Origin of the sequence: Microbacterium sp. LjRoot45, from assembly GCF_964253325.1 — a bacterium.
Lineage (GTDB): Bacteria > Actinomycetota > Actinomycetes > Actinomycetales > Microbacteriaceae > Microbacterium.
The window spans coordinates 2,064,055-2,089,659 of record NZ_CAXUQM020000001.1; the positions used below are offsets into that span (position 1 = coordinate 2,064,055).

At 70.1% G+C, this 25,605-nt stretch carries 30 protein-coding genes; 17 read left to right on the forward strand and 13 right to left on the reverse strand.

Going from position 1 to position 25,605, the window contains the following annotated elements; all coding sequences use genetic code 11:
- Positions 1-134 precede the first annotated feature (134 nt).
- Together ACSQ18_RS09760 and ACSQ18_RS09765 are read left to right on the forward strand one after the other, a co-directional pair.
- Positions 135-986, forward strand: coding sequence for a LuxR C-terminal-related transcriptional regulator (locus ACSQ18_RS09760; protein WP_436037080.1), 852 nt, complete (start codon positions 135-137; stop codon positions 984-986).
- A 52-nt stretch (positions 987-1,038) separates the two neighbouring features.
- On the forward strand, positions 1,039-1,425 hold the full coding sequence (locus ACSQ18_RS09765; RefSeq protein ID WP_436037082.1) for a histone-like nucleoid-structuring protein Lsr2: 387 nt from the start codon (positions 1,039-1,041) through the stop codon (positions 1,423-1,425).
- A 33-nt stretch (positions 1,426-1,458) separates the two neighbouring features.
- Here ACSQ18_RS09765 and ACSQ18_RS09770 read toward each other — a convergent pair whose 3' ends face one another.
- The gene (locus tag ACSQ18_RS09770; protein WP_436037084.1) at positions 1,459-2,229 is read right to left on the reverse strand and encodes a hypothetical protein; all 771 of its coding nucleotides are present in this window, start codon (positions 2,227-2,229) and stop codon (positions 1,459-1,461) included.
- A gap of 148 nt (positions 2,230-2,377) precedes the next feature.
- Between ACSQ18_RS09770 and ACSQ18_RS09775 the strand changes: the two genes are divergently transcribed.
- Entirely contained in the window at positions 2,378-2,737 is a 360-nt protein-coding gene (locus ACSQ18_RS09775; protein ID WP_436037086.1) for a protein-L-isoaspartate carboxylmethyltransferase, read from the forward strand.
- 9 nt (positions 2,738-2,746) lie between these two features.
- Here the strand turns inward: ACSQ18_RS09775 and ACSQ18_RS09780 are convergent, their stop codons facing one another.
- Both ACSQ18_RS09780 and ACSQ18_RS09785 read right to left on the reverse strand, forming a co-directional pair.
- Entirely contained in the window at positions 2,747-3,082 is a 336-nt protein-coding gene (locus ACSQ18_RS09780) for a peptide ABC transporter permease (protein WP_436037088.1), read from the reverse strand.
- On the reverse strand, positions 3,079-3,432 hold the full coding sequence (locus ACSQ18_RS09785) for a DUF7882 family protein (RefSeq protein ID WP_436037090.1): 354 nt from the start codon (positions 3,430-3,432) through the stop codon (positions 3,079-3,081). Before ACSQ18_RS09785 ends, ACSQ18_RS09780 begins: the two co-directional genes overlap by 4 nt.
- Before the next feature lie 129 nt (positions 3,433-3,561).
- Between ACSQ18_RS09785 and ACSQ18_RS09790 the strand changes: the two genes are divergently transcribed.
- The gene (locus tag ACSQ18_RS09790) at positions 3,562-4,041 is read left to right on the forward strand and encodes a MarR family winged helix-turn-helix transcriptional regulator (RefSeq protein WP_436037092.1); all 480 of its coding nucleotides are present in this window, start codon (positions 3,562-3,564) and stop codon (positions 4,039-4,041) included.
- Positions 4,042-4,074: 33 nt separating this feature from the next.
- Here ACSQ18_RS09790 and ACSQ18_RS09795 read toward each other — a convergent pair whose 3' ends face one another.
- Entirely contained in the window at positions 4,075-4,566 is a 492-nt protein-coding gene (locus ACSQ18_RS09795; protein WP_436037094.1) for a MarR family winged helix-turn-helix transcriptional regulator, read from the reverse strand.
- A 303-nt stretch (positions 4,567-4,869) separates the two neighbouring features.
- Between ACSQ18_RS09795 and ACSQ18_RS09800 the strand changes: the two genes are divergently transcribed.
- From ACSQ18_RS09800 to ACSQ18_RS09810, 3 genes are read left to right on the forward strand one after another with little or no spacing between them, the layout of a single operon-like run.
- Positions 4,870-5,769 carry a helix-turn-helix transcriptional regulator gene (locus ACSQ18_RS09800; RefSeq protein WP_436037096.1) on the forward strand — a complete coding sequence of 300 codons (900 nt, stop codon included), beginning with the start codon at positions 4,870-4,872 and terminating at the stop codon, positions 5,767-5,769.
- A gap of 13 nt (positions 5,770-5,782) precedes the next feature.
- Positions 5,783-6,115: a DUF7882 family protein gene (locus tag ACSQ18_RS09805; protein WP_436037098.1), complete on the forward strand. Its 333-nt coding sequence runs from the start codon at positions 5,783-5,785 to the stop codon at positions 6,113-6,115.
- Positions 6,112-6,594 (forward strand): GNAT family N-acetyltransferase, encoded by a 483-nt coding sequence (locus tag ACSQ18_RS09810; RefSeq protein ID WP_436037100.1) that lies wholly within the window; start codon positions 6,112-6,114, stop codon positions 6,592-6,594. Before ACSQ18_RS09805 ends, ACSQ18_RS09810 begins: the two co-directional genes overlap by 4 nt.
- Before the next feature lie 10 nt (positions 6,595-6,604).
- On the opposite strand, the gene ACSQ18_RS09815 is transcribed toward ACSQ18_RS09810, so the two are convergent.
- On the reverse strand, positions 6,605-7,540 hold the full coding sequence (locus tag ACSQ18_RS09815; RefSeq protein ID WP_436037102.1) for an alpha/beta hydrolase: 936 nt from the start codon (positions 7,538-7,540) through the stop codon (positions 6,605-6,607).
- A gap of 128 nt (positions 7,541-7,668) precedes the next feature.
- Between ACSQ18_RS09815 and ACSQ18_RS09820 the strand changes: the two genes are divergently transcribed.
- Positions 7,669-7,845 carry an LPXTG cell wall anchor domain-containing protein gene (locus tag ACSQ18_RS09820; protein ID WP_436037104.1) on the forward strand — a complete coding sequence of 59 codons (177 nt, stop codon included), beginning with the start codon at positions 7,669-7,671 and terminating at the stop codon, positions 7,843-7,845.
- 9 nt (positions 7,846-7,854) lie between these two features.
- Here the strand turns inward: ACSQ18_RS09820 and ACSQ18_RS09825 are convergent, their stop codons facing one another.
- The gene (locus ACSQ18_RS09825) at positions 7,855-10,749 is read right to left on the reverse strand and encodes an aminotransferase (protein WP_436037106.1); all 2,895 of its coding nucleotides are present in this window, start codon (positions 10,747-10,749) and stop codon (positions 7,855-7,857) included.
- A gap of 171 nt (positions 10,750-10,920) precedes the next feature.
- Here ACSQ18_RS09825 and ACSQ18_RS09830 point away from each other — a divergent pair, with 171 nt between their 5' ends.
- The 6 genes from ACSQ18_RS09830 to ACSQ18_RS09855 are packed head-to-tail and all read left to right on the forward strand — an operon-like array spanning position 10,921 to position 14,956.
- Positions 10,921-11,193: a hypothetical protein gene (locus tag ACSQ18_RS09830; RefSeq protein ID WP_436037108.1), complete on the forward strand. Its 273-nt coding sequence runs from the start codon at positions 10,921-10,923 to the stop codon at positions 11,191-11,193.
- Positions 11,190-12,923, forward strand: coding sequence for a hypothetical protein (locus ACSQ18_RS09835; protein WP_436037110.1), 1,734 nt, complete (start codon positions 11,190-11,192; stop codon positions 12,921-12,923). The genes ACSQ18_RS09830 and ACSQ18_RS09835 overlap by 4 nt, the downstream gene beginning before the upstream one ends.
- A 23-nt stretch (positions 12,924-12,946) precedes the next feature.
- Positions 12,947-13,429 (forward strand): hypothetical protein, encoded by a 483-nt coding sequence (locus ACSQ18_RS09840; RefSeq protein ID WP_436037111.1) that lies wholly within the window; start codon positions 12,947-12,949, stop codon positions 13,427-13,429.
- Between the two features lie 40 nt (positions 13,430-13,469).
- Positions 13,470-13,946, forward strand: a complete 477-nt coding sequence (locus tag ACSQ18_RS09845) for a hypothetical protein (protein WP_436037112.1) — start codon at positions 13,470-13,472, stop codon at positions 13,944-13,946.
- A gap of 34 nt (positions 13,947-13,980) precedes the next feature.
- Positions 13,981-14,451 (forward strand): hypothetical protein, encoded by a 471-nt coding sequence (locus tag ACSQ18_RS09850; RefSeq protein ID WP_436037113.1) that lies wholly within the window; start codon positions 13,981-13,983, stop codon positions 14,449-14,451.
- 34 nt (positions 14,452-14,485) lie between these two features.
- Complete coding sequence (locus tag ACSQ18_RS09855; protein WP_436037114.1) at positions 14,486-14,956, forward strand: hypothetical protein; 471 nt, start codon at positions 14,486-14,488, stop codon at positions 14,954-14,956.
- Between the two features lie 31 nt (positions 14,957-14,987).
- Here the strand turns inward: ACSQ18_RS09855 and ACSQ18_RS09860 are convergent, their stop codons facing one another.
- The 5 genes from ACSQ18_RS09860 to ACSQ18_RS09880 are packed head-to-tail and all read right to left on the reverse strand — an operon-like array spanning position 14,988 to position 22,327.
- On the reverse strand, positions 14,988-16,079 hold the full coding sequence (locus tag ACSQ18_RS09860; RefSeq protein WP_436037115.1) for a peptidase C39 family protein: 1,092 nt from the start codon (positions 16,077-16,079) through the stop codon (positions 14,988-14,990).
- Positions 16,076-17,686 (reverse strand): ATP-binding cassette domain-containing protein, encoded by a 1,611-nt coding sequence (locus ACSQ18_RS09865; RefSeq protein WP_436037116.1) that lies wholly within the window; start codon positions 17,684-17,686, stop codon positions 16,076-16,078. Before ACSQ18_RS09865 ends, ACSQ18_RS09860 begins: the two co-directional genes overlap by 4 nt.
- Entirely contained in the window at positions 17,683-18,534 is an 852-nt protein-coding gene (locus tag ACSQ18_RS09870; RefSeq protein ID WP_436037117.1) for an ABC transporter permease, read from the reverse strand. Before ACSQ18_RS09870 ends, ACSQ18_RS09865 begins: the two co-directional genes overlap by 4 nt.
- Positions 18,531-19,559: an ABC transporter permease gene (locus ACSQ18_RS09875; protein WP_436037118.1), complete on the reverse strand. Its 1,029-nt coding sequence runs from the start codon at positions 19,557-19,559 to the stop codon at positions 18,531-18,533. The genes ACSQ18_RS09870 and ACSQ18_RS09875 overlap by 4 nt, the downstream gene beginning before the upstream one ends.
- Positions 19,556-22,327 carry an ABC transporter substrate-binding protein gene (locus ACSQ18_RS09880; RefSeq protein WP_436037119.1) on the reverse strand — a complete coding sequence of 924 codons (2,772 nt, stop codon included), beginning with the start codon at positions 22,325-22,327 and terminating at the stop codon, positions 19,556-19,558. The genes ACSQ18_RS09875 and ACSQ18_RS09880 overlap by 4 nt, the downstream gene beginning before the upstream one ends.
- Positions 22,328-22,437: 110 nt before the next feature.
- On the opposite strand from ACSQ18_RS09880, the gene ACSQ18_RS09885 reads away from it, so the two are divergent.
- Positions 22,438-23,157: a DUF1684 domain-containing protein gene (locus ACSQ18_RS09885; RefSeq protein ID WP_436037120.1), complete on the forward strand. Its 720-nt coding sequence runs from the start codon at positions 22,438-22,440 to the stop codon at positions 23,155-23,157.
- Between the two features lie 55 nt (positions 23,158-23,212).
- Positions 23,213-23,407 (forward strand): hypothetical protein, encoded by a 195-nt coding sequence (locus tag ACSQ18_RS09890; protein ID WP_436037121.1) that lies wholly within the window; start codon positions 23,213-23,215, stop codon positions 23,405-23,407.
- A 124-nt stretch (positions 23,408-23,531) separates the two neighbouring features.
- On the opposite strand, the gene ACSQ18_RS09895 is transcribed toward ACSQ18_RS09890, so the two are convergent.
- Positions 23,532-23,885 carry a winged helix-turn-helix transcriptional regulator gene (locus ACSQ18_RS09895; RefSeq protein WP_436037122.1) on the reverse strand — a complete coding sequence of 118 codons (354 nt, stop codon included), beginning with the start codon at positions 23,883-23,885 and terminating at the stop codon, positions 23,532-23,534.
- Positions 23,886-23,963: 78 nt separating this feature from the next.
- Here ACSQ18_RS09895 and ACSQ18_RS09900 point away from each other — a divergent pair, with 78 nt between their 5' ends.
- Positions 23,964-24,620 (forward strand): FMN-dependent NADH-azoreductase, encoded by a 657-nt coding sequence (locus ACSQ18_RS09900; protein WP_436037124.1) that lies wholly within the window; start codon positions 23,964-23,966, stop codon positions 24,618-24,620.
- Between the two features lie 227 nt (positions 24,621-24,847).
- Here the strand turns inward: ACSQ18_RS09900 and ACSQ18_RS09905 are convergent, their stop codons facing one another.
- Positions 24,848-25,567 (reverse strand): MBL fold metallo-hydrolase, encoded by a 720-nt coding sequence (locus ACSQ18_RS09905; protein ID WP_436037125.1) that lies wholly within the window; start codon positions 25,565-25,567, stop codon positions 24,848-24,850.
- Positions 25,568-25,605 lie beyond the last annotated feature (38 nt).

The following is a 25,605-nucleotide window of genomic DNA, read 5'->3' on the forward strand; positions in this document are numbered from 1 at the left end:
GCGATGTCTCCTAACCTTCTGAGCCGTCCTCATCGACGGCTGCGGCGACGGTCTCCGATGACCGCCGCGGTGGTATCGTCGACCCTACGAAAACGGATGACGCAGCCGTCACCCCCGGAAGTAGGTACACCGCGATGGCACTCTCCGGCCTCGCCTCCGATGCCGATCTCATGGCTCACGCCATCGGCGACCTGGCGCATCGCACGGGATTGCCGGTCGCTTTCGGCGGGTACGAGCGCGAGGATGCCGTCGAGGTCACGTCTGTCGTGGGCAACCGCACGTCTCACCTGGCCGGTCTGGTCGTCCGCGCCAGTCGCGGCCTCGGCGGGCGCGCGATGGTGGAGAAGCGTCCCCGCCTCGCCCTGGATTACAAGTCCTCACGCCACATCACCCACGACTACGACCGGGTGATCCTCGGCGAGGGCATCTCCACCCTCTTCGCGGTGCCCGTCCTGGTGTCCGGCGCGACGCGCGGCATCCTGTACTGCGGTTCCTGGAACCAGCTGCCCTTCGGCGAGAACGTCGCACGCCACGCGGTCGCCGTCGCCAACGACCTCGCCACGGAGTTGCGCGTGCGCGACGAGGTCTCGCGCCGGCTCGCTCCGCTGCCGCAGCCGGCGGCTCCCCCGATCACGTCCGCGGCGCGCGAGCACCTGCGCGCGACGTATGCCGAGTTGCGCTCCATCGCCGCAGAGGTGACGGACGACGGTCTCCGCGAGCGACTGTCGGCGCTGGAACGGCGCCTCGCATCCCTCACCCGCGACGACGGCGAGCCGCACGAGCACCTGGACGTCCGGCTGTCGCCGCGGGAGACGGACGTTCTCGCGTGCGCCGCCCTCGGCGCCACCAACGGCGAGATCGCCGCGACCCTCCAGCTCCGCGAAGGCACCGTGAAGTCGTACCTGCAGTCGGCGATGTCGAAGCTCGACGCCTCCACGCGTCACGCCGCCGTCGCCAAGGCGCGCCGCGCCGGCATCCTCCCCTGACGGTTCTTGGCGGACGCTGTCGCAGGCCCCGCCCGCTGACTAGGCTCGGTCCATGGCTCGCAGAATCGTGCATCAACTCGTCGACGACCTCGACGGGACCGTGCTGGACGTCGGCGACGGGGAGACGGTGCTGTTCTCCCTCGACGGCACCGCCTACGAGATCGACCTCACCGATGAAAATGCCGCCGCCCTCCGCGATGCCCTCTCTCCCTATATCGCCGCCGCACGATCGGTGTCGGCGCGGACCGGTTCTGCCCGAGGTGGCTCCACCGGCGGGCGCAGCACAGGCGGCTCCGGCAACACGGCCCGCGTCCAGCGGCGAGCGGGCCAGCGCGACTACGCGCCGGTGCGCGAGTGGGCCGCCCGGAACGGTTACACGCTGTCCGAGCGGGGCCGGGTGCCCGCCGCCGTCCTGGAGGCGTACGACGCGGCGAACTGACCAAGACCGACCGCGCTCCGCGCAGGCCGCGGGTCAGCTCGGACGGGTGGGGTCGGGAACCTCCGACAGGTAGACGAACACCTCGTCGCCCTTGACCGAGAACCGGATGCCGCTGACCTCGCCCAACGCGTCGCGTACCGTCTCCGGAACGTCTTGCTCTGTCAGGGCGACGTCCACGACGGCTTCGAAACCGGGAGCGGAACACCCCCCGCGCGTCGCCCCTCCCGTGAACGAGGGATCATCCTGGGGATCGAGTTCCACCAGCAGGCAGCTCACACCTTCGGCGCCGATCCCGGTCGTGACGCGGATGCCGAAGAAGTCCTCGAAGCGCTGGGCCTCGGACTCCGGGCTGAAGAAGACGTCGTCGACGGGAGCGTCGAGCGGTTTCAGCACGGCATCCGGACGGTCGCTCTGGGCCGCGGACCACAGGGTGACGGGCACGGTGACGGCGGCGGCGACGACGGCGCCGATCGCAGCCGCCGCGATCACGGGCAGCCTGCGCCGCCGGACCGGCACCGGTGCCGCAGGCGGCGCCGAGCTCACGTCGGGGGCGACTGGGGCGACGGACCCGGCGGCAGGCGTCGCCGGGCGCACGTCCGAGGGCTCCGAGAAAGAGACGGAAGGAGCGGCGGGCAGCGATGGTGCGGGAGGGCGCGGCGGAACCTCGATGAGGGCGTCGGTGCGCGTCTGCGCCTCGAGGTGGTGGAGACGGGCGAGGGCGACGGGATCACCGCTGATATCGGCATCCGGCCCGTAGGCGCGGGAGCGCAGAGCGTGGAGCTCGTCGTCGAAGCTGTCCCCCATGTGCCCACTCTGCCATGCTCCGCCCGGGCCGCGGCGGGGAACTTCCTCCGTCGCCGATTCGCATTCCGGATCGAGTGATTCGGGCACGGGCTCGCGGGCGCATAATTAAGGGGTGCCACCCCCGGGCACCCGAGACGAGTGAGGTCACATGCCGTATCGCGACCAGGCGACGGTGCAATCCTGGGTGGAACAGTTCCGCCTCGAGGAGATGCTGGCGACGTCCGTCTCTGTGCTCGAGAAGGACTTCACGGCGGGGCCGGAATCCGGCATCGTCGTCGTTGGCCTTCGCACCGCATCGACCGTGACGTTCATCGAGCCGATCATCAAAGACGGCACCCCCACCTGGGTGGTGACGTTCGAGCCGCGACATGAGGGCTTCAACCTGGATGCCGAAGGAGTTGCGGCCCTGTCCCAGGATCTTGCGACCCTCGCCCGACTGTGCGAGTTCCTTCAGCGCAAGACCGATGAGGCGCTGCGGGAGAAGGCTGAGTCGTCGTCACTTTCGTGACGCCGGCGCTCACAGGTAGGGGACGACTGCTCCCGCCGTGAGCGCCACGCCACCCGCGACGACGCCCGCCACCACGGCGACGCGGTGGAGGACGCTGAGGCGTCGGCGCTGGAGCTCGTCGGGGACGGGCGTCGTCGGCACCGACAGCACCGCCCGCTGAGCTTCCTTCAGCGTGTCGTATCGCCCGACCGGGGTCGAACGCCCATCGAAGGCCAGAAAGCTCCCGTCGCGGGACTGGTCGATGTAGCCGACGAACTCACCGTCGCGTGAAGCCACATGGAAGCCGGACTCGACGCGCGCCCAGGTCGGCCGCGTAGAGACGAGTTCGAGAAGCGGACTGGTCATGCCGCCCTCCGCAGGGAGGCAGCAACCGCCACGGGGTGCGCCGGCGCAGTGTCATCGGCAGCTTCGGCGGCAAGGTCGACGAAAACGCCCGCGGCGCTGCTGGCCGCCTGCGCCATCTCTTCGAGGTAGGCGCGGTCGATGGCGACGTTGTGATCGACGTCGAAGCGCAACGGAATGGCCGCCTGCAGCCAGATGGTGGAGCGGCCGTCGGAGCCGTCGGGCTTGCTCCACGACAGCGTGAAACTCTCGGAACGGCGCAGCTTGGTGGACGTCACGACCTTGAGATGCGCGAGAATCCGGTCCGGCATCTCGATCGGCTCGGTGCTGTTGCCGTAGTAGAGGTACCCCATGCTGTGACTCCCTTTCGAACAGAATTACTTGCCCGAAAGGTTACTCACAAAAAAAGTAGTTAGTCAAGCGAGATACTTCATGGGCTGTATTGTGTAGTTTTGAGAGTTATCGGAGCCACGGAGGTGACCATGACCGAGACCGATACCGATCACACCGTCGACGCCGTCCTCGACGCCTATCAGCGTTTCCGCGACGCCGACGCGGCCATGCTTCTGCGCATCCGCACCGAGACGGGGATGAGCGACAACGAGCTCGCCATCGTCCGCTTCCTCCTGCGCGAACGCGGCTCCGACCACGACGTCATGCCCAGCGAGATCTCTCGGCACCTCGGGATCAGCTCGGCATCCACCACCGCCCTCATCGACCGCCTCGAGAGGTCGGGCATGGTCGAGCGCGTCAGCCACCCGACCGACCGTCGGAGCATCCTGGTCGCCGCGACCGACAAGGCGGAGCAGGCGATCGCCGACACCCACGAGGCCTTCCAACGCCGGCTCATCGAGCTCACCACCAGCCTGGGAGAACAAGAGCGTCGCGACGTGCTCGGCTACCTCACGGCACTTGCGGATGCCGCGGACGCCACCGCGACCGAGAGCGATCGCCGGCGCTGACATCCGCGCCGCGGCGGCCCCTCGCGGAGGAGGTCACGCGTCGATGTCGTCGACGGCATCCTTCATCGCCTCGAGGAACTCGATCACGGTTGCACGCTGATCGACGGAGAGGCCGCGAACGACTCCCATCATGCGCGCGTGCATCGTCGACAGCGTGTGCCGGATCTCCTCTTCCGCCATCTCGCTCGACGCGATCACCACGCTGCGGCGATCGGTCGGGTGAGCGAGCCGCGTGATGTGGCCGCTCTTCGCGAGCCTGTCGAGCAGCGCGGTCGTCGATGCGGAGGTGATCCCGAGATAGCGGCTCAACTGCACCGGGGTGACGATCTCGTCTCGGCCGCGAGCGCGGGCGAGGTAACGCAGGACGAGGAGCTCGTTCTCCCCCATGTCCATCGACTGCTGGGTACGGCGGCGCATCGCGACTTCCGCCGCGCGGTAGGCGCGCATCGCCTCCAGCACCTCGATGCTGCGCGAGTCATCGCCGTCGGCGTACCAGTACGACGCGCCACTCTCGGAATCTGCCACGGTGAACCATTCTGGCGGAGTCGCCGAGACCTCGCGCAAACGCCGGTTCCCATTGACACGGCCGCGGCGGCGTGGAGAATGGCCCGGCGCGGGGAACGAGAAGTGCGGATCCAGATCACCGTGGTGAAGTCAACCCCCACTTCGAGATTTCTCTCGGAACGTAGGGTCGTTGTAATGGATACTTGTGGGCACGCCTCCCCCGGGGCGTGCATTTCAGCTGCCCTCGCTCCGGATGGCGACCTCATGCGTAGGTGGAGCTAGATGGCGGAACGTGTACGGATCCGAGCGGCAGGGGCACAGGCCGTGGAGGACACCTGGCGTACGGTGGTGCCCTCCGCGCGGCTGCGGCGCGCCGACCATCCGCGTGTCTCCTTCGACTGGACCTCTGCCTCGATCGACGGCATGACCGCGGTCGCCTACGACCTCGAGGCATCCGTGCGATCCTCTGTCGACCCGCTCGACCAGGTCGTCGTGTGCCGCGTGCTCACCTCGGAGGGTGGCGCGTGGGACGAACGAGGTGCGCTCAGCGCGAAGCAGCCCTGGGTGAGCGCGGATCGAGCCGTGCACGCACGGTGGGACGGACGCGCGCGGGTGCACGGCCTCGTGTTCCAACGCCGACTCATCGACCTTGCGGCGCGACGCATCAGCGGCGACGACACCCTGACCCTGGGAACCTGGGACTCGCGTCCGGTCACGGAGGCCGCTGGTCTGCAGTGGCAACGGACGTATCGCTACCTCGCCGAGACGCTCCTCGCGTGCGACGACGGTCCCGGCGAGCTCGTCGAAAGAGAGCTGCGTCGGCACGCCGTGCACGCGACGCTCGCCGCATTCTCCCCCGCGTTCCTGGACAGCACGGCCCGGTCGGCACAACGGCGTGCCGCACCGGCGACCGTGCGCCGCGCCATGGCCTACATCGACGAGCACGCTCATGAGCCGATCACCGTCGATGATGTGGCTGAGGCCGCCGGCATCTCGACACGCGGCCTCCAGTACGCATTCCGACGCGCGCTGGACACGACGCCGATGGAATGGCTGCGACGGGCGCGACTCGCCGGCGCTCACCGCGCACTGTCCCAGCCGGGCGCGGGCGCGGTGGCGGAGATCGCGCGTCAGTGGGGGTTCGAGCATCCGTCGCGCTTCGCCGCGCACTATCGCGCAGCGTACGGAGTGAACCCCGGTCAGACGCTTCGGGCGAACCGCTGAGAAGGCCGCACACATGGGCAGATTGGTATACGACGGTTTGGTGCGCCTCTCGGTGGACGACCGCACCCTCACACACCTGCAGGTGGTCATCGGCGACAAGCTCCGGCGGCGCGAGGCGTTCACGCTGTCGTGGGCGAACGGTCTCGACGAGGGCGGCGGTCGCGTCGCGATCTGGGTGCACCCCGGCGCGGCGCTGTCCTTCACATTCGACCGCGGAGAGCGCCATCGCCTGAACCGCGCGTGGCTCGTCGCGCTCGCGAACGCTGCGAACACGTCCGCCGGGCTGCAACTGGTGCCCGAACCGACGACAGAATCCGACGCAGAGACTGCAGAATCGACCTCATGAACCACTCCACCGGTGACGACGACGGCATCCGTATCGATCGCATCCGGGTCGAGGATGCCGGTGAAGTGCTCACGATTCAGCGTGCCGCGTTCGTGAGCGAAGCGCAGATCTACGGGGGTGCGGACTCCGCGCCCCTCACGCAGACCCTGGAGCAGCTCGAAGCCGAACTCGCCGACGGCGGCGGCTGGGTCGCCCGCCGCGGCCCGAGGATCGTGGGAGCACTGCGATGTCGCCAGGCCGACGAGGTGCTGCTGATCGGACGCATCGCGATCGCTCCCGACGTGCAGGGCGAGGGCATCGGGAGGCGCCTGCTGGCGGCTGCGGAGGAGCACGCCACCGCGAGCGTCGCCGAGCTCTTCACAGGGAGTCTCAGCGAGGCGAACCTTCGCCTGTACCGCAGCTGCGGGTACGAGGAGACCGAGCGCATCGATCAGGGCGACGGCACGGCCCAGGTGTTCCTGCGCAAGCCGCTGCGCTGACGCCCGGCACTCACCACCGCGTCGGAACGGTGCCGTCGGCGAGGAACCCCGCGGTCACCTCGTACAGCCGCGCGACGTCACGGGGCACGAGCGTCTCGACGAAGGCGAACGCGTGGATCATGCCGGTCGCGACGATGATCGATACGCGCGCCCCGGCATCCTGCGCACGACGGGCGTACTCCTCGGCTTCCGAGCGCAGCGGGTCGTACTCGGCGGCGATCACGAGCGTCTCGGGCATGTCGGCCGAGAACGGACCCGACACGGGCGACGCCTCGCCGCGGTCGACGCCGGCGGGGAAGTATTGGTCGAAATACCATGCGACGCGCTGCGCAGAGAGGAAGTACCCGGCGCCGAACTCGGTCATCGTCGCCCCGCTCATCGTGTAATCGAGGCTCGGGTAGACGAGCACCTGCCGCGCGATCACGGAGGTGCGCTGCTCCGCGACGTCACGCATTGCGAGCGAGGCGACCTTCGCCGCCCCGCCGGAGTCGGCGACAGCGTGCACGCGACCCGACCATGGGATGCCGCCGAGCGCCTCATCCAGCCGGCTCAGCACGGCGGCGGTGTCGTCGAGGCCGGCGGGATAGGGCCACTCCGGCGCGCGACGGTAGTCCACAGAGACCACGGTCATTCCGCTCGCCGCGGCGGTGCGGCGGGCCGACCCGTCGTAGACGTCGAGGTCGCCCGCAACGTGACCCCCGCCGTGCACGAACAGCACGGCGTCGCGTTCCTCGCCCGGCGCGGGCGCGTAAACGCGCACCGGAACGCCCGCCGCCGATCCGTCCCGGACGAGGGCGACCGAGGCATCCGGTGCGGAGTATGCGCGCAGGCCCGCCAGCGCGGCGCGAGCGGAAGCGGGGGTGGGGGCCACGCCATCACGCTCGGCCTGCGCGACGAGGGGAGCGAGCTCGTCGAGATAGGTCCGGAGAGCGGGATGCAGCGGCATGGTGACAGTGTGGCCCAGAGTTCGCCGGTCACGCAGGCTCGCCGAAACGAACAGTAGAGACGAAGGCGCTCTCCCTAGTAGCGTCTCGTTCTGTCCCCCCGAAGACGCCGCTGCGCCAAGGGGGCCATGTGAACGAGAACAGCATCAGCACGCAAGTGCTCCTGTGCGTCATCGGAGTGGGATTCGTCGTCGCCGGCATCACCTCGATCGACACCGACGCGTTCCTCGGCTGGGTCGGCGCGATCGGCGGTGCGCTCATGATCTCGGGCGGCGTGTGGACGATCGCCCAGCGCCGCCGCGGCTGAACGTGCGCGTCAGGCGATCTCCTCCAGCGTGAGGTCGAGCATCCTCACGAAGTACGCCGCCTCCTCGCTCGTCAGGGTCAGCGGGGGTTTGATCTTGAGCACGTTCTGACGTTCGGAGGCCGGCTGGACGATGATCCCCCGCTCCCGCATGCGCTCGCAGATCCGCGCCGTCTCCACCACGGCGGGGGTGAGGGCGACAGGGTCGGTGACGAGCTCGACGCCCTGGTAGAGCCCGGTGCCGTGCAACGCGCCGATCAGCGGATGCCGGTGGGCCAGCTCGGTCAGGTCTCGCTGCAGCTGAGCGCCCACGATCCGCGCGTTCTCGACGAGTCCCTCGTCGGTCAGGACGTCGAGCACGGCGAGGGCGGCCGCGCACGAGGCGGGCGCGCCGCCGGCGGAGGAGAAGAACTGCCCCTCGCGTCCGAGCGCGTCGGCGATCTCGCGGCGTGTGAGCACCGCTCCGACCGGGTAGGCGTTGCCGAGCGCCTTCGCCGTCACGATGATGTCGGGCGTCGCATCCTGGTCGAGGAAGCCCCAGAACGCGCGGCCGAGGCGGCCGAGTCCGACCTGCACCTCATCGGCGATGGCGAGGCCCCCGGCATCCCGGATCGCGTCGAACGCCCCGGCCAGGTAACCCGCCGGGGGGATCACCCCGCCGCCGTTGCCGTGGATCGGTTCGGCGATGAACGCGGCGGGCGAGCGACCGGATGCCGTGAGCTCCTCGAACCGCTCTCGGAGGTCGCGCAGGTACGCCCCCGCGGAACCTTCGCCGCGGTGGACGCCGCGGTACGGGTTCGGGGCGTCGGCGAGGTGCACCCAGTCGGGGCGCGAGTCGAGCGCGTGCGGGTTGTCGAACGCCGACGTGGAGACGGCATCCGCCGCGTACGACCAGCCGTGATATCCCTCGCGGAGGGCCACGACGTCGCGACGTGCCGTGGCGATCGTCGCCAGACGCAGGGCCAGGTCGACAGCCTCCGTGCCGCTGTTGACGAGCAGCACCGTGTCGAATCGGCCCGTCGGGACTGTCGCGAGCAGGCGTTCGCTGAGCTGCGCGATCTGCGGGTAGAGGAACCGCGAGTTCGTGTTCAGGGTGGCCAGTTGCGTGGCGACGGCAGCCGTGAGGCGGGGATGGGCGTGCCCGATCGATGACACGTTGTTGACCATGTCGAGGTGCGCGCGCCCCGTCGCGTCGATGAGGTGGCTGCGCCAGCCGCGCACCAGGAGGGGCGGCTCGGCGAAGTAGTGCTCCTGGGCCGCAGCGAACACTCGCGTCTTGCGACGTGCCTCGACGGCGGCGGTCGGCAGGCCGGGCAGCTCGGAGATCCCGAGGAGCGGTGCCGGATCGAACGTGAGCGCGCGCCACCCCGCCGCCCACGGTTCGGCGACGTACTCGGGAGGCTCGGGCGCATCGGCGGGTCTCCAGACGACACGGACGACCCGGTCGGAGAGGCCGAGCACGTCCCCCGCCCGCACGACCGCACCGACCGCACCGGCCGACAGGGACGGCTGAATACCGGTCACCGTCAGCCGCGTCCCGGCGAAGGCGAGCACCACGCACTCCTCGGTGACGGCTTCGACCGTCGCATCGTGCGGCGACCTGATGAGCGCACCGGCATCCCCCATGATCGTCGTTCCCAGGGGGACGTTCTCGGGAGGAGTGGGCGTCAACGCGGGAGTGCGCGTGAGGTCGGGGCGCCCGTGCGGGATCGCGACGGCTCGCCCGGCGGGCGCGTGCCGGCGGAGCAGATCGGCTCTGGCCTCCGCGCCCGCCCGCCACGCGCCGTCCGCCACGAGCGGACTCGCCGGGGCGAGGTCGATCGCGGCAGGAGGCTCGGCGAACATCGGGACGACGCCGGTCGCCGACGGCTGCGCGCCCGACGCGAGGCCCGCCTGCGCCGCGATCGTCGCGGCGGCGAGGTCGAGGTCGACGCCGGCGGCGGTGTCAAACACGGCCAGCTCTTCGGCGAGCCGCTCCTGCACGTAGTCGTTGTCGGCGTCGAGACTCCCCTGATGGATGCCGCTGACCACCAGCACGCACCCACGGAGCACCACCAGCGGCCACAGCGCCGCCACCTCGGCGCGCGACAGGGCGACACCGGCGGCGTAGGCCTCGATCGCGGACAGCGCGACGGTCGCGTCGCCGTCGGCGCGGGTGAGGATGCCGGCGGCGCTCACCGCGATCTCCGCGACGCGCCAGCCCCACGCGAGGTCGCCGAAGTCGATGACGGCGAGGTCGTCGCCCGTCGTGCGGACGACGTTGTCGGGGGTGAGGTCGCCGTGCACCGGCACGACCGGCAGCTCCGCGGCCACCGCCTCGACCCTCGCCCATGCCGCGGCGGCGGCATCCGTCAGTCGCGTGCGCAGCGCGTCGTCGGCCACGCCGCCGAGGAACTGGTCGATGACGGCGCGGCTGCGGCGCATGTCCCACTGGAGGTGGCGGTCGAGGCCGGGATGCGTGAACGTCGCGAGCGACGCGGTGAGCCGCGCGGCGAGCGCGCCGAGCCGCGCCGCGTCGCGATGACCGATCCGTACCGCGTCGGCGAGGGGGGCACCCTCGACGAAGGAGAGCATCCGCGCGCGATAGACGGCCGTGCCGGTGGTCAGCGGCTGGAGCAGCGCGCCATCGGCGCCCGGCACCGGCTCGGGCACACGGATGCCGTCGGCAGCGAGGTGCTGGAGGCCACGCGTCTGCGCGTCGATCTCCTCCGGCAGGAACACCGGGTTGTCGATCTTCAGGAGCCGCCGGGTGCCGTCGGCCGCCGTCAGCAGGAAGTTCCGGTCTTGATTGCTACCGAGTTCCGTCGCCGACGCGTCGATGCCGAACCGCTCGCGCGCGAACGCGGGCACGCCGGCTATCGAGACGTCAGGACGTCGCATTCCGTAGGCGGTCGAGTCGTCGGTCATCGGGTTTCGTCCTCCGGGTCCACCAGCACCGAGCCGAGTCTGACACGTCCCGCGCTCCCCGTGCACAGTGCGGCGTAACCCCAAGCGGGCACCCCCGTGAGAAACACCGCGCCGAGTCGTCTCCGATGGTGGGCGCTCATTCATGAGTCGCGTGGATCGAGAGGGGATGCTGTGAGAGCGGGAGCCGGAATCGAGCTGACCGGGCACGCCGTCGAGCACGCGGCGACGGCCCTGGAGGGCACCCGAGGCGCCGAGCTGTCGAGGTGCCTCTCGCTCACCGCACCGGGATCGGAGGTCGTCATCGCGACGCTGGAACGCGTCGATGAGCTGTCGTGGGCGCTGCGGGCATCGCTGCGACAGACGGCCGCATCTTTGGCCGACCGCGTGCGTCGCATCGGTGTCGAGTTCGATGCGCTCGACGGGGCGCTGGCAGGCGCGCCGTGACGATGCCCGATCTCGGCGCCGATCCTGCTGCCGGCGGCGCCGAGGGCGTCGGTGAGATCGCCCGCAGCTTCCGGGCCTACGCGGGCGCGTCGGAGCGCAACGCGCGCCGCGCCGCCCGGGCGGTCGACACTCTGGCGAACACCGGCGCGGATGCCGTGGAGGCGGCACGATCGGACATCGCCGTCCTGCGCGCGAAGTACGCGGCCGAAGGCGACGCCTCGTCGCGCGTCGCCGGCATCCTGGAGTCCTATGCCGACGCGATGAGCGACCTCCGGCGGCGCGCCGAGAGCATGCGCGAGGAGGTCGAACGGGCGTGGGCGTCGCTGGGAGACCGGCGCGCCGCCGCCCTCGACGGCGGGCTGGAGAGCCTGCAGGGGTGGCCGTTCGCGTGGGATGAGGTGATGCCGGCCTGGCTCTATCCGGGCGACCCGGCCCGGTTGCAGCAGTGGCAGGCAGCGATCGAGGAGTTCGAGCAGGCGCGTGCCGCCTACCGCCGTTTGGCGGTGGAGCGGGCAGAGCTCGATCACCGCACGCGTGACCGCCTGCGGGCGGTGCCGCTGTTCGCCGAGCTCACCGATCGGTGGCGGCTGCGCGGAGGCGGTGCCGACGCGATCGCCGACGTGTGGGCGGGCGACACGACCGACATCACCCCGCAAGGCCTGGCTGCGATCGGGGATGCCGGTCTCGTTCGCCGCGTGTGGGATGCGCTGTCCGAGGAGCAGCAGCGTGAGCTGATCGCCACGGGACCGGCTCTGCTCGGGAGCCTCGCCGGCCTTCCGCCGTGGGCGCGTGTCGCCGCGAACCGACTCAACGCGAAGGCGCGCGCCGCCGAGGTGCGACGGATACTCGCGAGCGAGCCGCATCCGTTCTCCCCGCGAGCGGGCCACGAACTCGACAAGCTCCGCGCAGAGCTTCACTACCTCGACCAGGTCGTGGAGGGCCGTGTGCAGGTGTACTTCTACGACCACACGACCGACAGCATCATCGAGATGATCGGAGAGCCGGGGCCGACCACAGCGGAGATCAACACGTACGTTCCCGGCACCTACACCAGTGCGCTGTCGGTCTACCGAGGTGAAGTGCAGCAGGTCGGTCGATGGCTCAACGAGAGCAGCGGAGGATCGATTGTCACCTTCGTGTGGAAGGTCGGACGCTTTCCGGGCGAGAACGAGTACACGGGGATCGCGTCGTTCGCGCGTATCGGTGAAGCGAACGATGAGGGCATCGCACTCGACAAGGGGCAGGAGATCGCCGCTTTCGAACGGGAACTGGATGTGGCGGTGGGCGACGTCGACGCCGATCGCAACGGCATCGGTTTCTCATGGGGACTCACCGGGATCACGTCCTCCGAAGTGGCTGGCGCGAGGTACGACGGGGTTTTCTCGCTGGCAGGCGCCGGCATGCCGAAGGATTGGGAGCCGTCGCCGACGACGACCTACGAGCACTTCTCCTACACGGACGCCCTGACCACGGCCCAATCCTTGGGCGTGGTGTGGGAGGGGCGGAACCCCGGCACCCACGCCGCGTTCACCCCGCACCTCTTCTCCGACTCGGCCGACTGGGTCTTGCCCATTTATCCGCCGAGCAGCGGGTTCGGGCACTCGGTCGAGCAGCCGGAGCCCTTCCTCTTACCTGGCAACTGGACCGGAATCGACACTCACAATCTGATCGCGTCGAATGACCCACGTAATCAAGACGCGCTCGAGCTGATCAGCAAGGCACTGAAGTGAACAGACCCAAGAGCTTGCGGTGGGTGGCATGTCTGGCCCTCGTCCTGACGCTCGCCCTCACCGCGTGCGGAACAGGAGTGACCGTGGAAGACCCGGATCTCACCCTCTACGGGGCGAAAGCGATCGCGCAGGAAGGCGAACGCGACATCGTCGCCCTCATCCCCGACGACCTCATCATCTCCGTCGACCAACGACCCACCGGATCGCTCCTAAGCTGCACCGGCGAACGCAACTACCAATGGGCCGGCGGCACCACCGTCACCGTCATCCCACACACCGATCTCGACGCGATCGTCGACGACATCGCGCATGCGTACCAAGCCAAGGAGCCATGGACGGTCACCCGTCGCACGGAGTCGGCCGGGTACCCCAAGTACCTCATCAGCCATCCCCACGCGGCCAGCTACGTAGTGAGCGCATGGACAGACCCAGACCAGGTGAACATCTTCTCCTTCTCCCCCTGCTTCCACCTCCCCGACGACATGACTCCTCATGGTTCGTACTGACGTGTCACCGCCCCCACGCCGGAACCATGCGCGCTTCACGATGCCCGCGCTCACGCTCACGCTCACGCTCACCGCGTGCGGAACAGGAGTAACCGTGGAAGACCCGGATCTCACCCTCTACGGGGCGAAAGCGATCGCGCAGGAAGGCGAACGCGACATCGCCGCCCTCATCCCCGACGACCTCATCGTCTCCGTCGACCAACGACCCACCGGATCGCTCCTAAGCTGCACCGGCGAACGCAACTACCAATGGGCCGGCGGCACCACCGTCACCGTCATCCCACACACCGATCTCGACGCGATCGTCAACGACATCGCGCACGCGTACAAAGCCAAGGAGCCATGGACGGTCACCCGTCGCACGGAGTCGGCCGGGTACCCCAAGTACCTCATCAGCCACCCCCACGCGGCCAGCTACGTCATCAGCGCATGGACAGACCCAGACCAAGTGAACATCTTCTCCTTCTCCCCCTGCTTCCACCTCCCCGACGGAATGAGCTCTCGCGGTGGTTTCTAGTCGCCCCACCCCGGACATCGCACGACTTGTTCTGGTGGTCGCTCTCACACTCGCGCTCACCGCGTGCGGAACAGGAGTGACCGTGGAAGACCCGGATCTCACCCTCTACGGCGCGAAAGCGATCGCGCAGGAGGGTGAGACCGAGGTGATCGCGGCGATCCCGGAACACATCGTGCGATCGGTGGACCAACGCCCCACCGGATCACTCCTGAGCTGCACCGGCGAACGCAACTACCAGTGGGCCGGCGGCACCACCGTCCACGTCGCACCCGACACCGACCTCGAAGCCGTCATCGACGACGTAGCCCACGCATACTCGGAGCAGCCCGAATGGGAGGTCACACGCGAGGCAGCGACCGACGGCGCTCCCCTCGTCACGCTCTACCGAGTCACCACCGGCGGCTACCTCGTCAGCGGAGAAGAAGATCGATCGACCATCGAGATCTACTCCTTCTCCCCCTGCTTCCACCTCCCCGACGGAATGAGCTCTCGCGGTGGTTTCTAATCGCCCCACCCCGGACATCGCACGACTTGTTCTGGTGGTCGCTCTCACGCTCGCGCTCACCGCGTGCGGAACAGGAGTGACCGTGGAAGACCCGGATCTCACCCTCTACGGGGCGAAAGCGATCGCGCAGGAGGGTGAGACCGAGGTGATCGCGGCGATCCCGGAACACATCGTGCGATCGGTGGACCAACGCCCCACCGGATCGCTCCTGAGCTGCACCGGCGAACGCAACTACCAGTGGGCCGGCGGCACCACCGTCCACGTCGCACCCGACACCGACCTCGAAGCCGTCATCGACGACGTAGCCCACGCATACTCGGAGCAGCCCGAATGGGAGGTCACACGCGAGACAGCGACCGACGGCGCTCCCCTCGTCACGCTCTACCGAGTCACCACCGGCGGCTACCTCGTCAGCGGAGAAGAAGACCGATCGACCATCGAGATCTACTCCTTCTCCCCCTGCTTCCACCTCCCCGACGACATGACTCCTCATGGTTCGTACTGAGCCACCGCACCCACCCGCGGCGTGAGGGATCTCAGCGGCCGAGGAACACCACTCCGCGGTAGCCGGTCGCCGACCACCGGACGAGACGGTCGAGATCGGCGGCCCGCACCGGGAGCTCGTGGGTGTCGACCCAGGTCTCACCCGTGTCGCGGTTGATCCACGGATCTTCGATGACGACCACATCCACGCCGTCCGACGCGTGCGCGAGCACCCAGTGGGGGCCGTGCTCCCCGTGCATCGGCTCTTCGTCGATGAGGAGGAGGGCGAGTTCTCCACCGGCGACGCGGCGGGCGATCTCCGCCACCGTGACACGCTCCGACGAGATCGGGATGCCGAGGTCTGCGGCGCGGCGACGCGACTCGGACTGCAACTCGGTGCGGAACGACAGATCGAACCCGCGATAGTCCTCCACGAGCACGGGCCCGTCGGCATCCAGCGCGACCTCCACGCGCCGCAGATCACCGCCGTGGCCGAGATGCTCGGCCGTGGCCACCGCGAGCCCCACCGGTTCGCACGCGGGGAAGTTGCTGGCGCGACGCCAATACTCCAGCTCCCGGTCACGGTCGTCCGCGTCACCCGTGAACCCGCCGGCTCCCCGGAGGCCCGCCGCCATGAGCGCGGCGACGGCGCCGCACGTGAACAGGGTCGTCTGCGCGTAGTAGCCGGGCTCCTCGTGGGGCATCTCGACGAGCCAGCGCACGGCGCCGCGGGTGTCCTCGGTGCCGACGGCGCCGTGCGGTGGGCGTAGCGGCGCGAAGCCGGCGTTGATCGCCGCGCCGGGCACCTCTCCCGCAGTGCGCCACTTCACGGCCACGTCTCCCCGTGCGCGCGCGGCCTCGACGACACGGTCGAGCATCGCCGCGAGGGCCGAATCCGACGTCCACCACGGCTCCACGAGGGTCGTCGCCGCCGTCGCGGGCCTCCCGGTCGTGAGAACCGCGGCGACCGGTTCGTCACCGGCGACGAGGATCCACAGCTGCGGGCGGTAGGCGGACCGCGGAGCGAGCCAGCCTGCAGCACGTTCGGCACCGACGACACCGACGAGGCCGCCGTCGAGGGCGGCCTGGACGGCATCCATGCCTTCGTGGACGACGATGTCCACCGGGACGGCGAGGTCAGTCATGCGTGCTCTCCTGAGGGGTGCGGCCGCGCCGCGGTGGTGCTCTCGCGGGCCGCGGCGGCCACGAGGGTCTGAGTGAACGGATGCCGAGGGTTCCCGAGCACATCGGCGCAGTCGCCGTGCTCGACGACCTCGCCGTCCCACATCACCGTCACGGTGTCGGCGAGAGTGCGCACCACCGCCAGGTCGTGGGAGATGAACAGGATCGTGATGCCGCGTTCCTCACGCAGCCGTCGGAAGAGGGCGAGGATCTGCGCCTGCACGGAGACATCCAGTGCAGAGACGGACTCGTCGCAAATGAGCAGCCGCGGCCGAGGGGCGAGGGCGCGTGCGATCGCCACGCGCTGCCGCTGTCCACCGGACAGGTCCGAGGGTCGGCGGGCGGCGAAGGCGGGGTCGAGCCCGACCGTCTCGAGCAGGCTCGCGACGGTGTCGACGTCGGTGCCCGCATCCGTCGAACGGCGCGTCCGGCGAGCGGCGTCGAGCGCTTCCCGCAGGATGGCGCCGATCGTCATCATCGGATTCAACGACGAGTACGGATCTTGGAAGACGATCTGCATCTGGTCGGGCGTGCGGGAACGCCGCCCCGACGCGAGGGAGGCTCCACCGAACGCGATCGTGCCGGCATCCTCCTGCTCGAGGCCGGCGATGCAGCGCGCGAGGGTGGACTTGCCCGAGCCGGACTCCCCCACGATGCCCGCGATCGCCCCCGCCGCGACATCGAGGTCGACCCCGCGGAGCACCGCCCGCTCGCCGAAGGTCTTCCCGAGACCGCGCACCTGCACGAGGGGGTCGGGGCGTGCCGTCTCCGCGCGCACCCCCAAGCCGGCGGCGACCGGAGTGAGCGCCGGGTCGGCGGCGACGAGCGCGCGGGTGTACGGATGCTGCGGGTGCGTGAGCACGTCGGCGGTGCGGCCGCGCTCCACGATGTCGCCGTGTCGCATCACCAGCACCTCGTCGGCGCGCCCGCGCACGACGCCCAGGTCGTGGGAGATGAGGATGACGGGGAGGCCACGCGTGCGCTGGAGAGCACCGAGCGCGTCGAGCACCTCGCCTTGGTTGGAGGCGTCGAGTGCGGTGGTCGGTTCGTCGGCGATCAGCAGCTGCGGGTCGCTCGCGACGGCGGCGGCGATCGCGACGCGCTGACGCATACCCCCGGACAGCTCGTGCGGATAGGCGCGGGCGACCCGCTCGGGGAGCTTCACCTCCGCAAGACGGCGCGCCACGGCATCCTGGCGCTCACGTCCGCGCAGGCGCACTCCGCGGGCGGCTTCGATGGTCCACGCGATCTGATCACCGCAGCGATGCACGGGCGAAAGGCTCGTGAACGGATCCTGGAGCAGCAGCGCGACCACGCGGCCCCGGATGCCGGACCATCGAGCGGGTGGCGTTGCGAGGTCGATCTCGCGCTCGCCCACCCGCAGCGACCCGCGCGCACGGAACCCGCGCGGCAGGAGCCCGACGAGCGACTTCGCCGACAGGGTCTTGCCCGAGCCCGACTCGCCGATGACGGCCAGCATGCCACCGGCCGGGACGTCGGCGTCGAAGGGCGCGACGGTCTCGCCGCCGGGCCCAGTGACGGCCAGGCCGCGGATCGTGACGCCGTTCATGCGGCCGCCCCCGTCCGCGAGAGGCGCTCCCCGAGCCAGTCGCCCAGCACGTTGACCGCGCAGGCGACGAGGATGATGAGCAGCGCCGGGACGATGACGGCGGCGGGGTTGTCGAACATGATGGCCCTGTTGTCGGTGAGCTGCCGTCCCCAGTCGGCGACGCCGGGCGATACTCCGACGCCGAGGAACGACAGCGAGGAGAACGCCACGAGCGCGAAGGCCGTGTTCAGCATGACGTTGGTGATCACGAGAGTCGACACGTTCGGCAGGATGTGGCGGAACATCACCCGCCAGCGCGACAGCGACAGCATCTGCGCCGCCTCGATGTAGGGGCGGGCGGTCTGCTCCAGCACGCCGGCGCGCACGATCCGGATGTCGGAGGGCGAGAAAAGCACGATGAGGAGGATGACGGTCACGGCGTAGCCGCCGCCGAGCACCCCCGACACGACGATCGCCGCCAGGAGCACCGGCAGGGCGAGGAGCAGGTCGGTCCACCGACCGATCGCGAAGTCGAGCCACCCCCGCTCGTAACCGGCGAGGGTGCCGAGCACGATTCCGCAGAGCATGGAGCCGAGGGCCACGAGCACGGGCCCGACGACCGAAGAGGCGGTGCCGGCCACCGTCATGGCGAGTACGTCGCGTCCGAGCTCGTCGGTGCCGAGCGGATGCCCGTCACTCCCCGCCGGGAGAAGGCTCGCCAGGATGTCCTGCCGCATGGCATCCGGGAACAGCAGCCCACCCGTCGCCGCCAGGACGGCGATCACGACGAGGAACGCGCCGACGATCACCATCGCCCAGGGCGCACGGCGGCGGGTGGGGGTGGAGATGAGGGCGATCGCGGCAGTCATGCGGCACTCTCCACGGCGACGGTCGGAGCGGCGGGCCGGGCCCCCGTGGCACGCACACGAGGGTCGAGCACGAGGTAGGCGAGGTCTGCCAGCAGGGCGATGACGGCGATCACGATCGCCACCAGGAGAGTGAGCGACTGGACGACCGCGATGTCCTTGAAGAGCACCGAATCCTGCAGCAGAGTGCCGAGGCCCGGCAGGGCGTAGGTCGTCTCGGCGAGCACCGTGCCCCCGACGAGGAAGGTGAGGACGAGGCTTGCGCCCGTGACGATGGGGATGGCGGCGTTGCGCAGCGCGATGCGATGAACGGTCGCGTCGGCCAGACCGCGCGCACGCGCGGCAGTGACGTAGTCGGTGGCCAGTTCCCGCAGCATCGCGGTGCGCGTGAGCTTGAGGACGATGGCCCCCAGTCCGAGCGCGAGGGTCACGGCAGGGAGCACCAGGTGATGGAGTGTGTCGAGCCCGCCGTCGCCCGCCCCGTAGACGGGGAACACCGGCACGTAGTACGCGAGCCCGTACAGCAGGAGCAGCCCGACCGCGAAGGTCGGCGCGCTCAGTCCCACGATGGCGAAGACGTTCGCCACGCGGTCCACCAGTCCCCCGGGGCGTACGGCGCTGCGCACCCCCAACGGCACGGCGACGGCGATCGCGAGGGCGAACGCGAACCCGCAGAGCGCGAGGGTGATGCCCAGGCGCGCCGCGATCGCGTCGGCCACCGGGATCTGCAGCCGGATCGACGTGCCGAGATCGCCGGTGACGAATCCACCGAGCCAGCGCAGGTACTGCACGACGACGGGATCATCGAGGTGGTACTGCGCCCGCACAGCCGCGACGGCGTCGGGAGTGACCGGCCGGTTGCCGAGCAGATTCTTCACGAGGTCGCCGGGGGCGAGATACATGAGCGAGAAGATCACGATCGACAGCGCCAGCAGCACGCCGAGCGTGCCGAGCACGCGCACCGCGAGGAGCCGCCCCAGGGGACGGGCCCGCGCTGCGCGCGCTCGGAACACAGAGGTGGAGGTCACTCCGCCGCCCGGAACAGCTGCGTCGGCCACGACGAGATGAACGCGAACGAGCTGTAGTCGTTCATGCCCAGGTCGTTCGCGAAAGCCGTGGCCGACTGCCCCCACCAGAGCGGGACGTTGACGGCATCCTGCGCCTGCAAGCTCTCTGCCTCGACGAGCAGGTCGATGCGCGCCGCCGGGTCGGCGGTGGCACCCGCCTGGGCGAGGAGGTCGGTGACGGCGGGGTTGTCGTACGCGGCGGGGTTGCCGGCGCCCAGGAGGTAGCTCGGCACTTCGGCGGGGTCGCCGAGCGTCGAGAAGTACCACATGAGGTTGATGCCGTGGTCGCTGGAGGCGTCGAGGCTCGCGAGCCACTCCTCGATCGGCACCTCGCGCACGTTCAGGGTGATGCCGATGTCGGCGAGATTCTGAGCGAGGGCCTGTGCGGCCGATCCCAGCTGCGGTCCCGTGTTCGGCGTGAGCAGCTCGGCTTCGAACCCGTCCGGGGAGCCGGACTCGGCCAGCGCGGCGGCTGCGGCATCCAGGTCGAAGTCCCATTGCGGGATCGACGCGAGCTTCTCGCGGGCGGCGTCGGCGTCGTACGCCTTGCCGAGCGACTCGGGGGTCATGATGGCGGTCGCCGCTTCGCCGTGGCCGCGCAGGAGCGAGGAAACGTACGCGTCGCGGTCGACCGCGTGTGCGACGGCCTCCCGCACCTTGGGGTCGTCGAAGGGGGCGACGCTGGTGTTGAAGTAGAGCCCGACATAGGAGAGGTCGTTGATGTAGTCGACCCGCATCGTGTCGAGCTTCTCCCACTGCGCGGCCTGCGCCAGCGGCACGTTGAACGCGACGTCGATGTCGCCGGACTGGGCGGCCAGCAGGCGGGTCGACTCGTCGGGGATGAAGGAGACCGTGATCTCCTTGACCTTCGGCAGCTCCCCCCACCACGTGTCGACGCGCTCGAGCGTCACGTGGGAGTCGGGCACGAACTCGGTCACCTGGTAGGGCCCGGTGCCCAGCAGCAGCGCGTCGGAGGTTCCGACCTTGCCGTCGTGCTCCTCCCAGAACTTCTGCGACGTGATGAACGCGGCGCCGCCGCTGCTCATGTTCGCCGAGAAGGCGGGGTCGGGCGCGTTGAGGGTGATCGTCACCTCGGAATCGCCGGTCTTCTCGATCGTGTCGACGCCGCTCAGGTAGTACGCAAGACCCGGCGAGGCGGTCTCGTCGCGGGCCTCCTCGAGGCTGAAGACGACGTCGTCGGCGGTCACCGGCGTGCCGTCCTGGAAGAGGGCGTCGTCGCGCAGCTCGTAGACGTAGGTCACGTCGTCGGTCTGCTCCCACGACTCGGCGAGGCCCGGCTGCACGCGACCCTGCGCGTCGATCGAGACGAGACCCTCTTGCGCGATCGAGGCGATGTAGTAGTTCAGGATGCCGGCTTCCTGGCCGACGTAGAGGTTCGACAGCGACCCCGGGAGCGCGACCGAGATGCTGTCGATCTCCGCGCCGGTGTCGGCGCCGACGGACTTCTCGGGCGTGGGCGCGGCGGGTGTGGTGCACGCCGACAGCAGGAGCACGCTCGCGGCGGCTGCGGCGCCGGCGGCGGCCAGGCGGGTGGTGGGTGACGAGAGCATGGCGTCGGTCTCCTCTGTGAGGGTCGAGTCGGGTGTGGGTTGCGGGTTGCTCGGGTGGTGCGGGGTGTTCCAGTGGTGCGGTGTGCTCGGGTGGTGCGGAGAGAAGGTCTGCGGGGAGAGAGTCTGCGGGGCGAAGCGGGCCCGATGCCCCGTGCTGCGTCGACGCGCGTCGACGAGGGCGTCGATGTCGGCGGTGGAGGGGCGGTGGGTCGCGAGCAGCCGGAGCGCTTCGGCCACGGCGGGGATCGTGGCGGCCTCGACGAGCGTGGTGGCCACGGTGCGGCGGGTGACGGCCGGAGCGAGTCCGAGCATCCGCACGTTCGCCGGCATCCCGGCACCCGCGAGAGCGCCCTCGGGGAGGAAGACGGTACCGACGCCGTGGGCGGCCAGGGCGACCGCCGCCGCGGGGAGCGACACGGCGACGTCGCCCTCTCTCGACGAACGGCCGATGAGGCGCGCGATCGGGTCGGTGCAGGTGCCCGCGCCCGTGACCCAGGGGCCGGTCGACAGGAGAAGCGGATCGACGCGGCCGGTCACGGATTCGACGTCGACGGTGGTCAGCGCGACGATCTCCTCGGCGAAGAGGAAGATCGATCGAAGGCCCCGCCGGCGGGTGGCGGCGGGGCGGTCGTCGCGCGGTGCGACCTCGCTCGTGACCGCGATGTCGGCGCGACCGTCGCGGACCATCGCGAAGGCCTCGGCGGCATCGGCGGCCTCGATGATCGTCGTCGCGACGTCGGGGCGGCTGGCCGAGAGCCGTCCCAGGGCGGGCGCGAGCGCCGGTGCGATGAGGTCGGCCGGAGCCGCGAACCTCACGGTGTCGGCGCGGCGACCGAGCACTCGGGCGAGCTCGGTCGCCGCGGCGGTGAGGCTCGCGTCGATGCGGGGGGCATGCGCGGCGAGCAGCTTTCCTACCGGGGTGAGGCGTGCGGCGCGCGCGGTGCGTGCGACGAGACTCGCGCCGAGACGAGCCTCGAGGCGCTGCACGTGCTGCGTGATCGTCGGCTGTGAGAAGCCGAGCGACCGAGCGGCGGCGCTGATCGTTCCGGTCTGGTCGATGGCGACGAGGATGCGGAGCGAATGCACGTCGAGGGCGCGGGTGAGGGCGTCGACGTCGATGTCGGCCGATGGTCCTCCGGATGCGTTCTCGTGCTCCATAGGGGCATGCTATTCATGTCTTGATTTCGATGGTGTAACAGAATGTCTCGATCTGACGCACGGCGACACACCGTGTCGCAGAGTGGGACCACGCAGACACGGGAGGCCCGATGGACGAGCAGCACGGCGACGACCGCGCCTGGCGCAAGAACCGGGATGCCGCGGTGTGGGGCCCGTACGGCATTGCCTCTCTCGCCGCGACGCACTGGCTCGACGGCACGCCGCGCACCTTCGACGGACTGCCCGGACAGTGGCACGCGGCGGCCGCAGCAGCGATCGGTGACCTCGAGGACGGCACCGTCGCACTGTCGCCGGGCGAGGAGCTGCGCCGCGGCGACCTGCTCCTGCGCGGTTTCGCGCGCGACGGGATGATCGCCGTGCGCGTGCTCCATCCCCGTGCCGCGGCGGAGCGCGGCATCTCCACCATCGATCGATTCCCCTACGATCCCGACGCCGTGCTCCGCGGGGTCTACCAGCCCACAGCCGCCGACGCCGTGGGAACCGTCTCGGTGGACGGGCATCGGTCGACCGCGGTGCGCGACGGCATCCTGGCCTTCGAGTGGGAGGGAGCCCTCGTGAGCCTCGCCGTCGACCGGATGGACGACGGGTCGCTGTTCGCCGTGTTCGCGGATGCCACGAGCGGCGCGGAGAGTCACTACTTCCGGCAGTTGCGCACGGCCCCGCCCGACGCCGACGGCACGGTCGTCGTCGACCTCAATCGCGCGACGCTGCCGCCGTGCGCGTTCTCCGACCACTATGTGTGCGTGCTTCCCGCGCCGAGCAACCGGCTGGGCGTTCCCGTGCGGGCCGGCGAAGCGCTCGTGCGCTGACCGCCGTCGGCCGGGGTCAGCGCACCCGACGACAAGCGCTCGCTAGGGTCGAGGGATGCAGGAAGTCACCTCACTCACCTCGCTCGTGTCGGCCATGTGGCTGTCGGTGGCGATTCTCGCCGGCGGTTACGCGCGCACGCGCAACCGCTCCCCGTGGTTCTGGTTCCTGCTGACGGCGTTCCTCGGGCCGATCTCCGTGTTCCTGCTGGTGGTCTGGCCTGCGCTCCCCGCCCGGACGCCGCCCGCCTGAGGAGGCTTGTGCGGGGGCCTGTGGCGTGAAAGTGGCGCACTACGCGGCATCCCCGCCCGTTTAGGCACCGATCGCGCCACCTTTTCGCTGGGGCGCGTGGAGAATGTGGCGCAATCGGCGAATGTCAGGAGGGCGAGGGCTCGGCGGGCGCGAGGTTCTCTCGCGCCCAGGCGCCGAGCTGATCGAGCACGGGGAGCAGGCGGCGTCCGGCATCCGTGAGTTCGTACGACACCGACACCGGCGGGCCCGCGTCGACGGCGCGAGCGGCGAGGCCCGCGGATGCCAGTTCGGCCAGCCGATCGGACAGCACCGTGTCGCTGATGCCCGACACGGCACGCCTCAACCGCACGAACGTCGTCGCGCCGGAGCCCAGCGACGACAGGATCATGCCGTTCCAGCGCTTGCCGAGCACCGAGAAGGCGAGCGTGACCGCGGCGTCGCACGCAGTGTGCTCAGCGTCGGGCGTCGGTTCGGGCACGACCCCAGAGTACCCGTGCTAGAGTCTCGCTAGTTGCTATGTTTTTCTTAGCGACTTCGATTTCTTGATTGGAGTGCCATGTCGTTGTTCCGTCTGGATACCAGCATCCTCCCCGCATCGAGCGCCAGCCGTTCGCTCGCCGACCTCGTGGAACAGGAGTGGCTCGGCGCCCATCCCGATTCCACGGTCACGCGACGCGACCTCGCGGCCGACCCCGTGCCGGCGACCACCTGGGCAGACGTCGTGACGGCGAAGTTCGTGGCCGAAGACGAGCGCACCGAACGTCAGCGCGAGGCGCAGGCCCTCGCCACCACGTTCGCGGACGAACTCATCGGTGCCGACGCACTGCTGTTCGCGGTACCGCTGTACAACTACGGCGTCTCGCAGCACTTCAAGGCCTGGTTCGACGTGGCGTACACCGATCCGCGCATCGACCCGCAGGGCACCGCTCTCCGCGGCAAGCCCGCCACCCTCGTCACGGTGCTCGGCGGCAACTACGCACCCGGCACGCCCAAGGAGGGCTGGGACCACTCCACCGGGTGGCTCCGCCGCGTGCTCGAGGACGTCTGGGGCCTCGACCTGCGGGTCGTGGAACGCCCGTTCACGCTCGTCGGCGTGAACCCGGCGCTGGACGCCTTCACGGATGCCGCGGCCGCGCTCAAGGCGAAGGCCGAGGTCGAGGCCGTGGCCTACGGCCGCGAGCTCGCCGCCACGAAGGGCGAGTCCGCCGCCTGACGCGCGGGCTGTGGTGGCGGCGCGGGCTGTGGTGGCGGGGGCCCTGGCCTGAAAGTGGCGCAACACGCGGCATCCCACCCCGCGTAGCCACCGATTGCGCCACATCCGTGCGCAGCCGCGTGGAGAAGGTGGCGCGAGGTGCGGCATCCCAGCCCGCGTGGCCACCGATTGCGCCACATTCTCGCGGCGAGGCGATGGGCTGACGCACGCGCGTCCGACGCGAAGGGTCAGGATGCCGCGGCGTCAGCCCGCACGCGTCGCACCAGGTCGGCGACACCGCCCGACCAGGGGGCGCCGTGACCGGGAAGCACCCACGCGGCATCCACGCCCTCGAGTCGCGTGAGCGCGTCGAGTGCTCCGGCGGGGTCGTCGGTGAAGGGGGCGGGCTGCGGGCCGACGCGACCGGTCGTGACGTGGCGCGTGGTGAGCGCGTCGCCGACGAAGAGGGCACCGACCGTCGGGGCGTGGACGGCGATGCTGCCCGGCGAGTGACCCGGCAACGGGACGACACGGGGCGCGCCCGGAAGGTCGAGGACGGTCTCACCCGAGATCTCCACGACCTCGGTGAGGTGGTGCGTGCGTGCGCCGCCCTTGCGGAGCGAGTAGCCGAGGAAGCCGAGCGTGGGGAACAGTCGCATCTTCGGCCAGGGCGTTGCGGGTGGCTTCTCGCCGCGGGCGCGGCCGGCGTCGGCTTCGTGGACGTACACGGCGACGCCGTGGTCGCGACGCAACCGCTCCGCGAAGCCGACGTGATCGCTGTCGCCGTGAGTGAGGATGACGCCGCGGATGTCGCTCAGAGATCGCCCGAGGGATGCCAGTTCGGCGCGGAGGTCGGCCCACATGCCGGGGAGTCCGGCGTCGACGAGCGTGACGCCGCCGTCGGTGACGATGGCGTAGGCGGCGACGATGTCGTTGCCGATGCGGTGGAGTCCGGGCGCGAGCTGCATGGGTCCCTCCGAGGGAGATTAGAGTTGATAGCTACAGT

What these genes read in the sequence shown, in the direction of transcription:
- ACSQ18_RS09760 (WP_436037080.1), top strand. Translation starts at nt 135, where the DNA reads ATGGCACTCTCCGGCCTCGCCTCCGATGCCGATCTCATGGCTCACGCC.
- ACSQ18_RS09765 (WP_436037082.1), top strand. Translation starts at nt 1,039, where the DNA reads ATGGCTCGCAGAATCGTGCATCAACTCGTCGACGACCTCGACGGGACC.
- ACSQ18_RS09770 (WP_436037084.1), bottom strand. Translation starts at nt 2,229, where the DNA reads ATGGGGGACAGCTTCGACGACGAGCTCCACGCTCTGCGCTCCCGCGCC.
- ACSQ18_RS09775 (WP_436037086.1), top strand. Translation starts at nt 2,378, where the DNA reads ATGCCGTATCGCGACCAGGCGACGGTGCAATCCTGGGTGGAACAGTTC.
- ACSQ18_RS09780 (WP_436037088.1), bottom strand. Translation starts at nt 3,082, where the DNA reads ATGACCAGTCCGCTTCTCGAACTCGTCTCTACGCGGCCGACCTGGGCG.
- ACSQ18_RS09785 (WP_436037090.1), bottom strand. Translation starts at nt 3,432, where the DNA reads ATGGGGTACCTCTACTACGGCAACAGCACCGAGCCGATCGAGATGCCG.
- ACSQ18_RS09790 (WP_436037092.1), top strand. Translation starts at nt 3,562, where the DNA reads ATGACCGAGACCGATACCGATCACACCGTCGACGCCGTCCTCGACGCC.
- ACSQ18_RS09805 (WP_436037098.1), top strand. Translation starts at nt 5,783, where the DNA reads ATGGGCAGATTGGTATACGACGGTTTGGTGCGCCTCTCGGTGGACGAC.
- ACSQ18_RS09810 (WP_436037100.1), top strand. Translation starts at nt 6,112, where the DNA reads ATGAACCACTCCACCGGTGACGACGACGGCATCCGTATCGATCGCATC.
- ACSQ18_RS09815 (WP_436037102.1), bottom strand. Translation starts at nt 7,540, where the DNA reads ATGCCGCTGCATCCCGCTCTCCGGACCTATCTCGACGAGCTCGCTCCC.
- ACSQ18_RS09825 (WP_436037106.1), bottom strand. Translation starts at nt 10,749, where the DNA reads ATGACCGACGACTCGACCGCCTACGGAATGCGACGTCCTGACGTCTCG.
- ACSQ18_RS09845 (WP_436037112.1), top strand. Translation starts at nt 13,470, where the DNA reads ATGCCCGCGCTCACGCTCACGCTCACGCTCACCGCGTGCGGAACAGGA.
- ACSQ18_RS09860 (WP_436037115.1), bottom strand. Translation starts at nt 16,079, where the DNA reads ATGACTGACCTCGCCGTCCCGGTGGACATCGTCGTCCACGAAGGCATG.
- ACSQ18_RS09865 (WP_436037116.1), bottom strand. Translation starts at nt 17,686, where the DNA reads ATGAACGGCGTCACGATCCGCGGCCTGGCCGTCACTGGGCCCGGCGGC.
- ACSQ18_RS09870 (WP_436037117.1), bottom strand. Translation starts at nt 18,534, where the DNA reads ATGACTGCCGCGATCGCCCTCATCTCCACCCCCACCCGCCGCCGTGCG.
- ACSQ18_RS09880 (WP_436037119.1), bottom strand. Translation starts at nt 22,327, where the DNA reads ATGGAGCACGAGAACGCATCCGGAGGACCATCGGCCGACATCGACGTC.
- ACSQ18_RS09885 (WP_436037120.1), top strand. Translation starts at nt 22,438, where the DNA reads ATGGACGAGCAGCACGGCGACGACCGCGCCTGGCGCAAGAACCGGGAT.
- ACSQ18_RS09890 (WP_436037121.1), top strand. Translation starts at nt 23,213, where the DNA reads ATGCAGGAAGTCACCTCACTCACCTCGCTCGTGTCGGCCATGTGGCTG.
- ACSQ18_RS09900 (WP_436037124.1), top strand. Translation starts at nt 23,964, where the DNA reads ATGTCGTTGTTCCGTCTGGATACCAGCATCCTCCCCGCATCGAGCGCC.
- ACSQ18_RS09905 (WP_436037125.1), bottom strand. Translation starts at nt 25,567, where the DNA reads ATGCAGCTCGCGCCCGGACTCCACCGCATCGGCAACGACATCGTCGCC.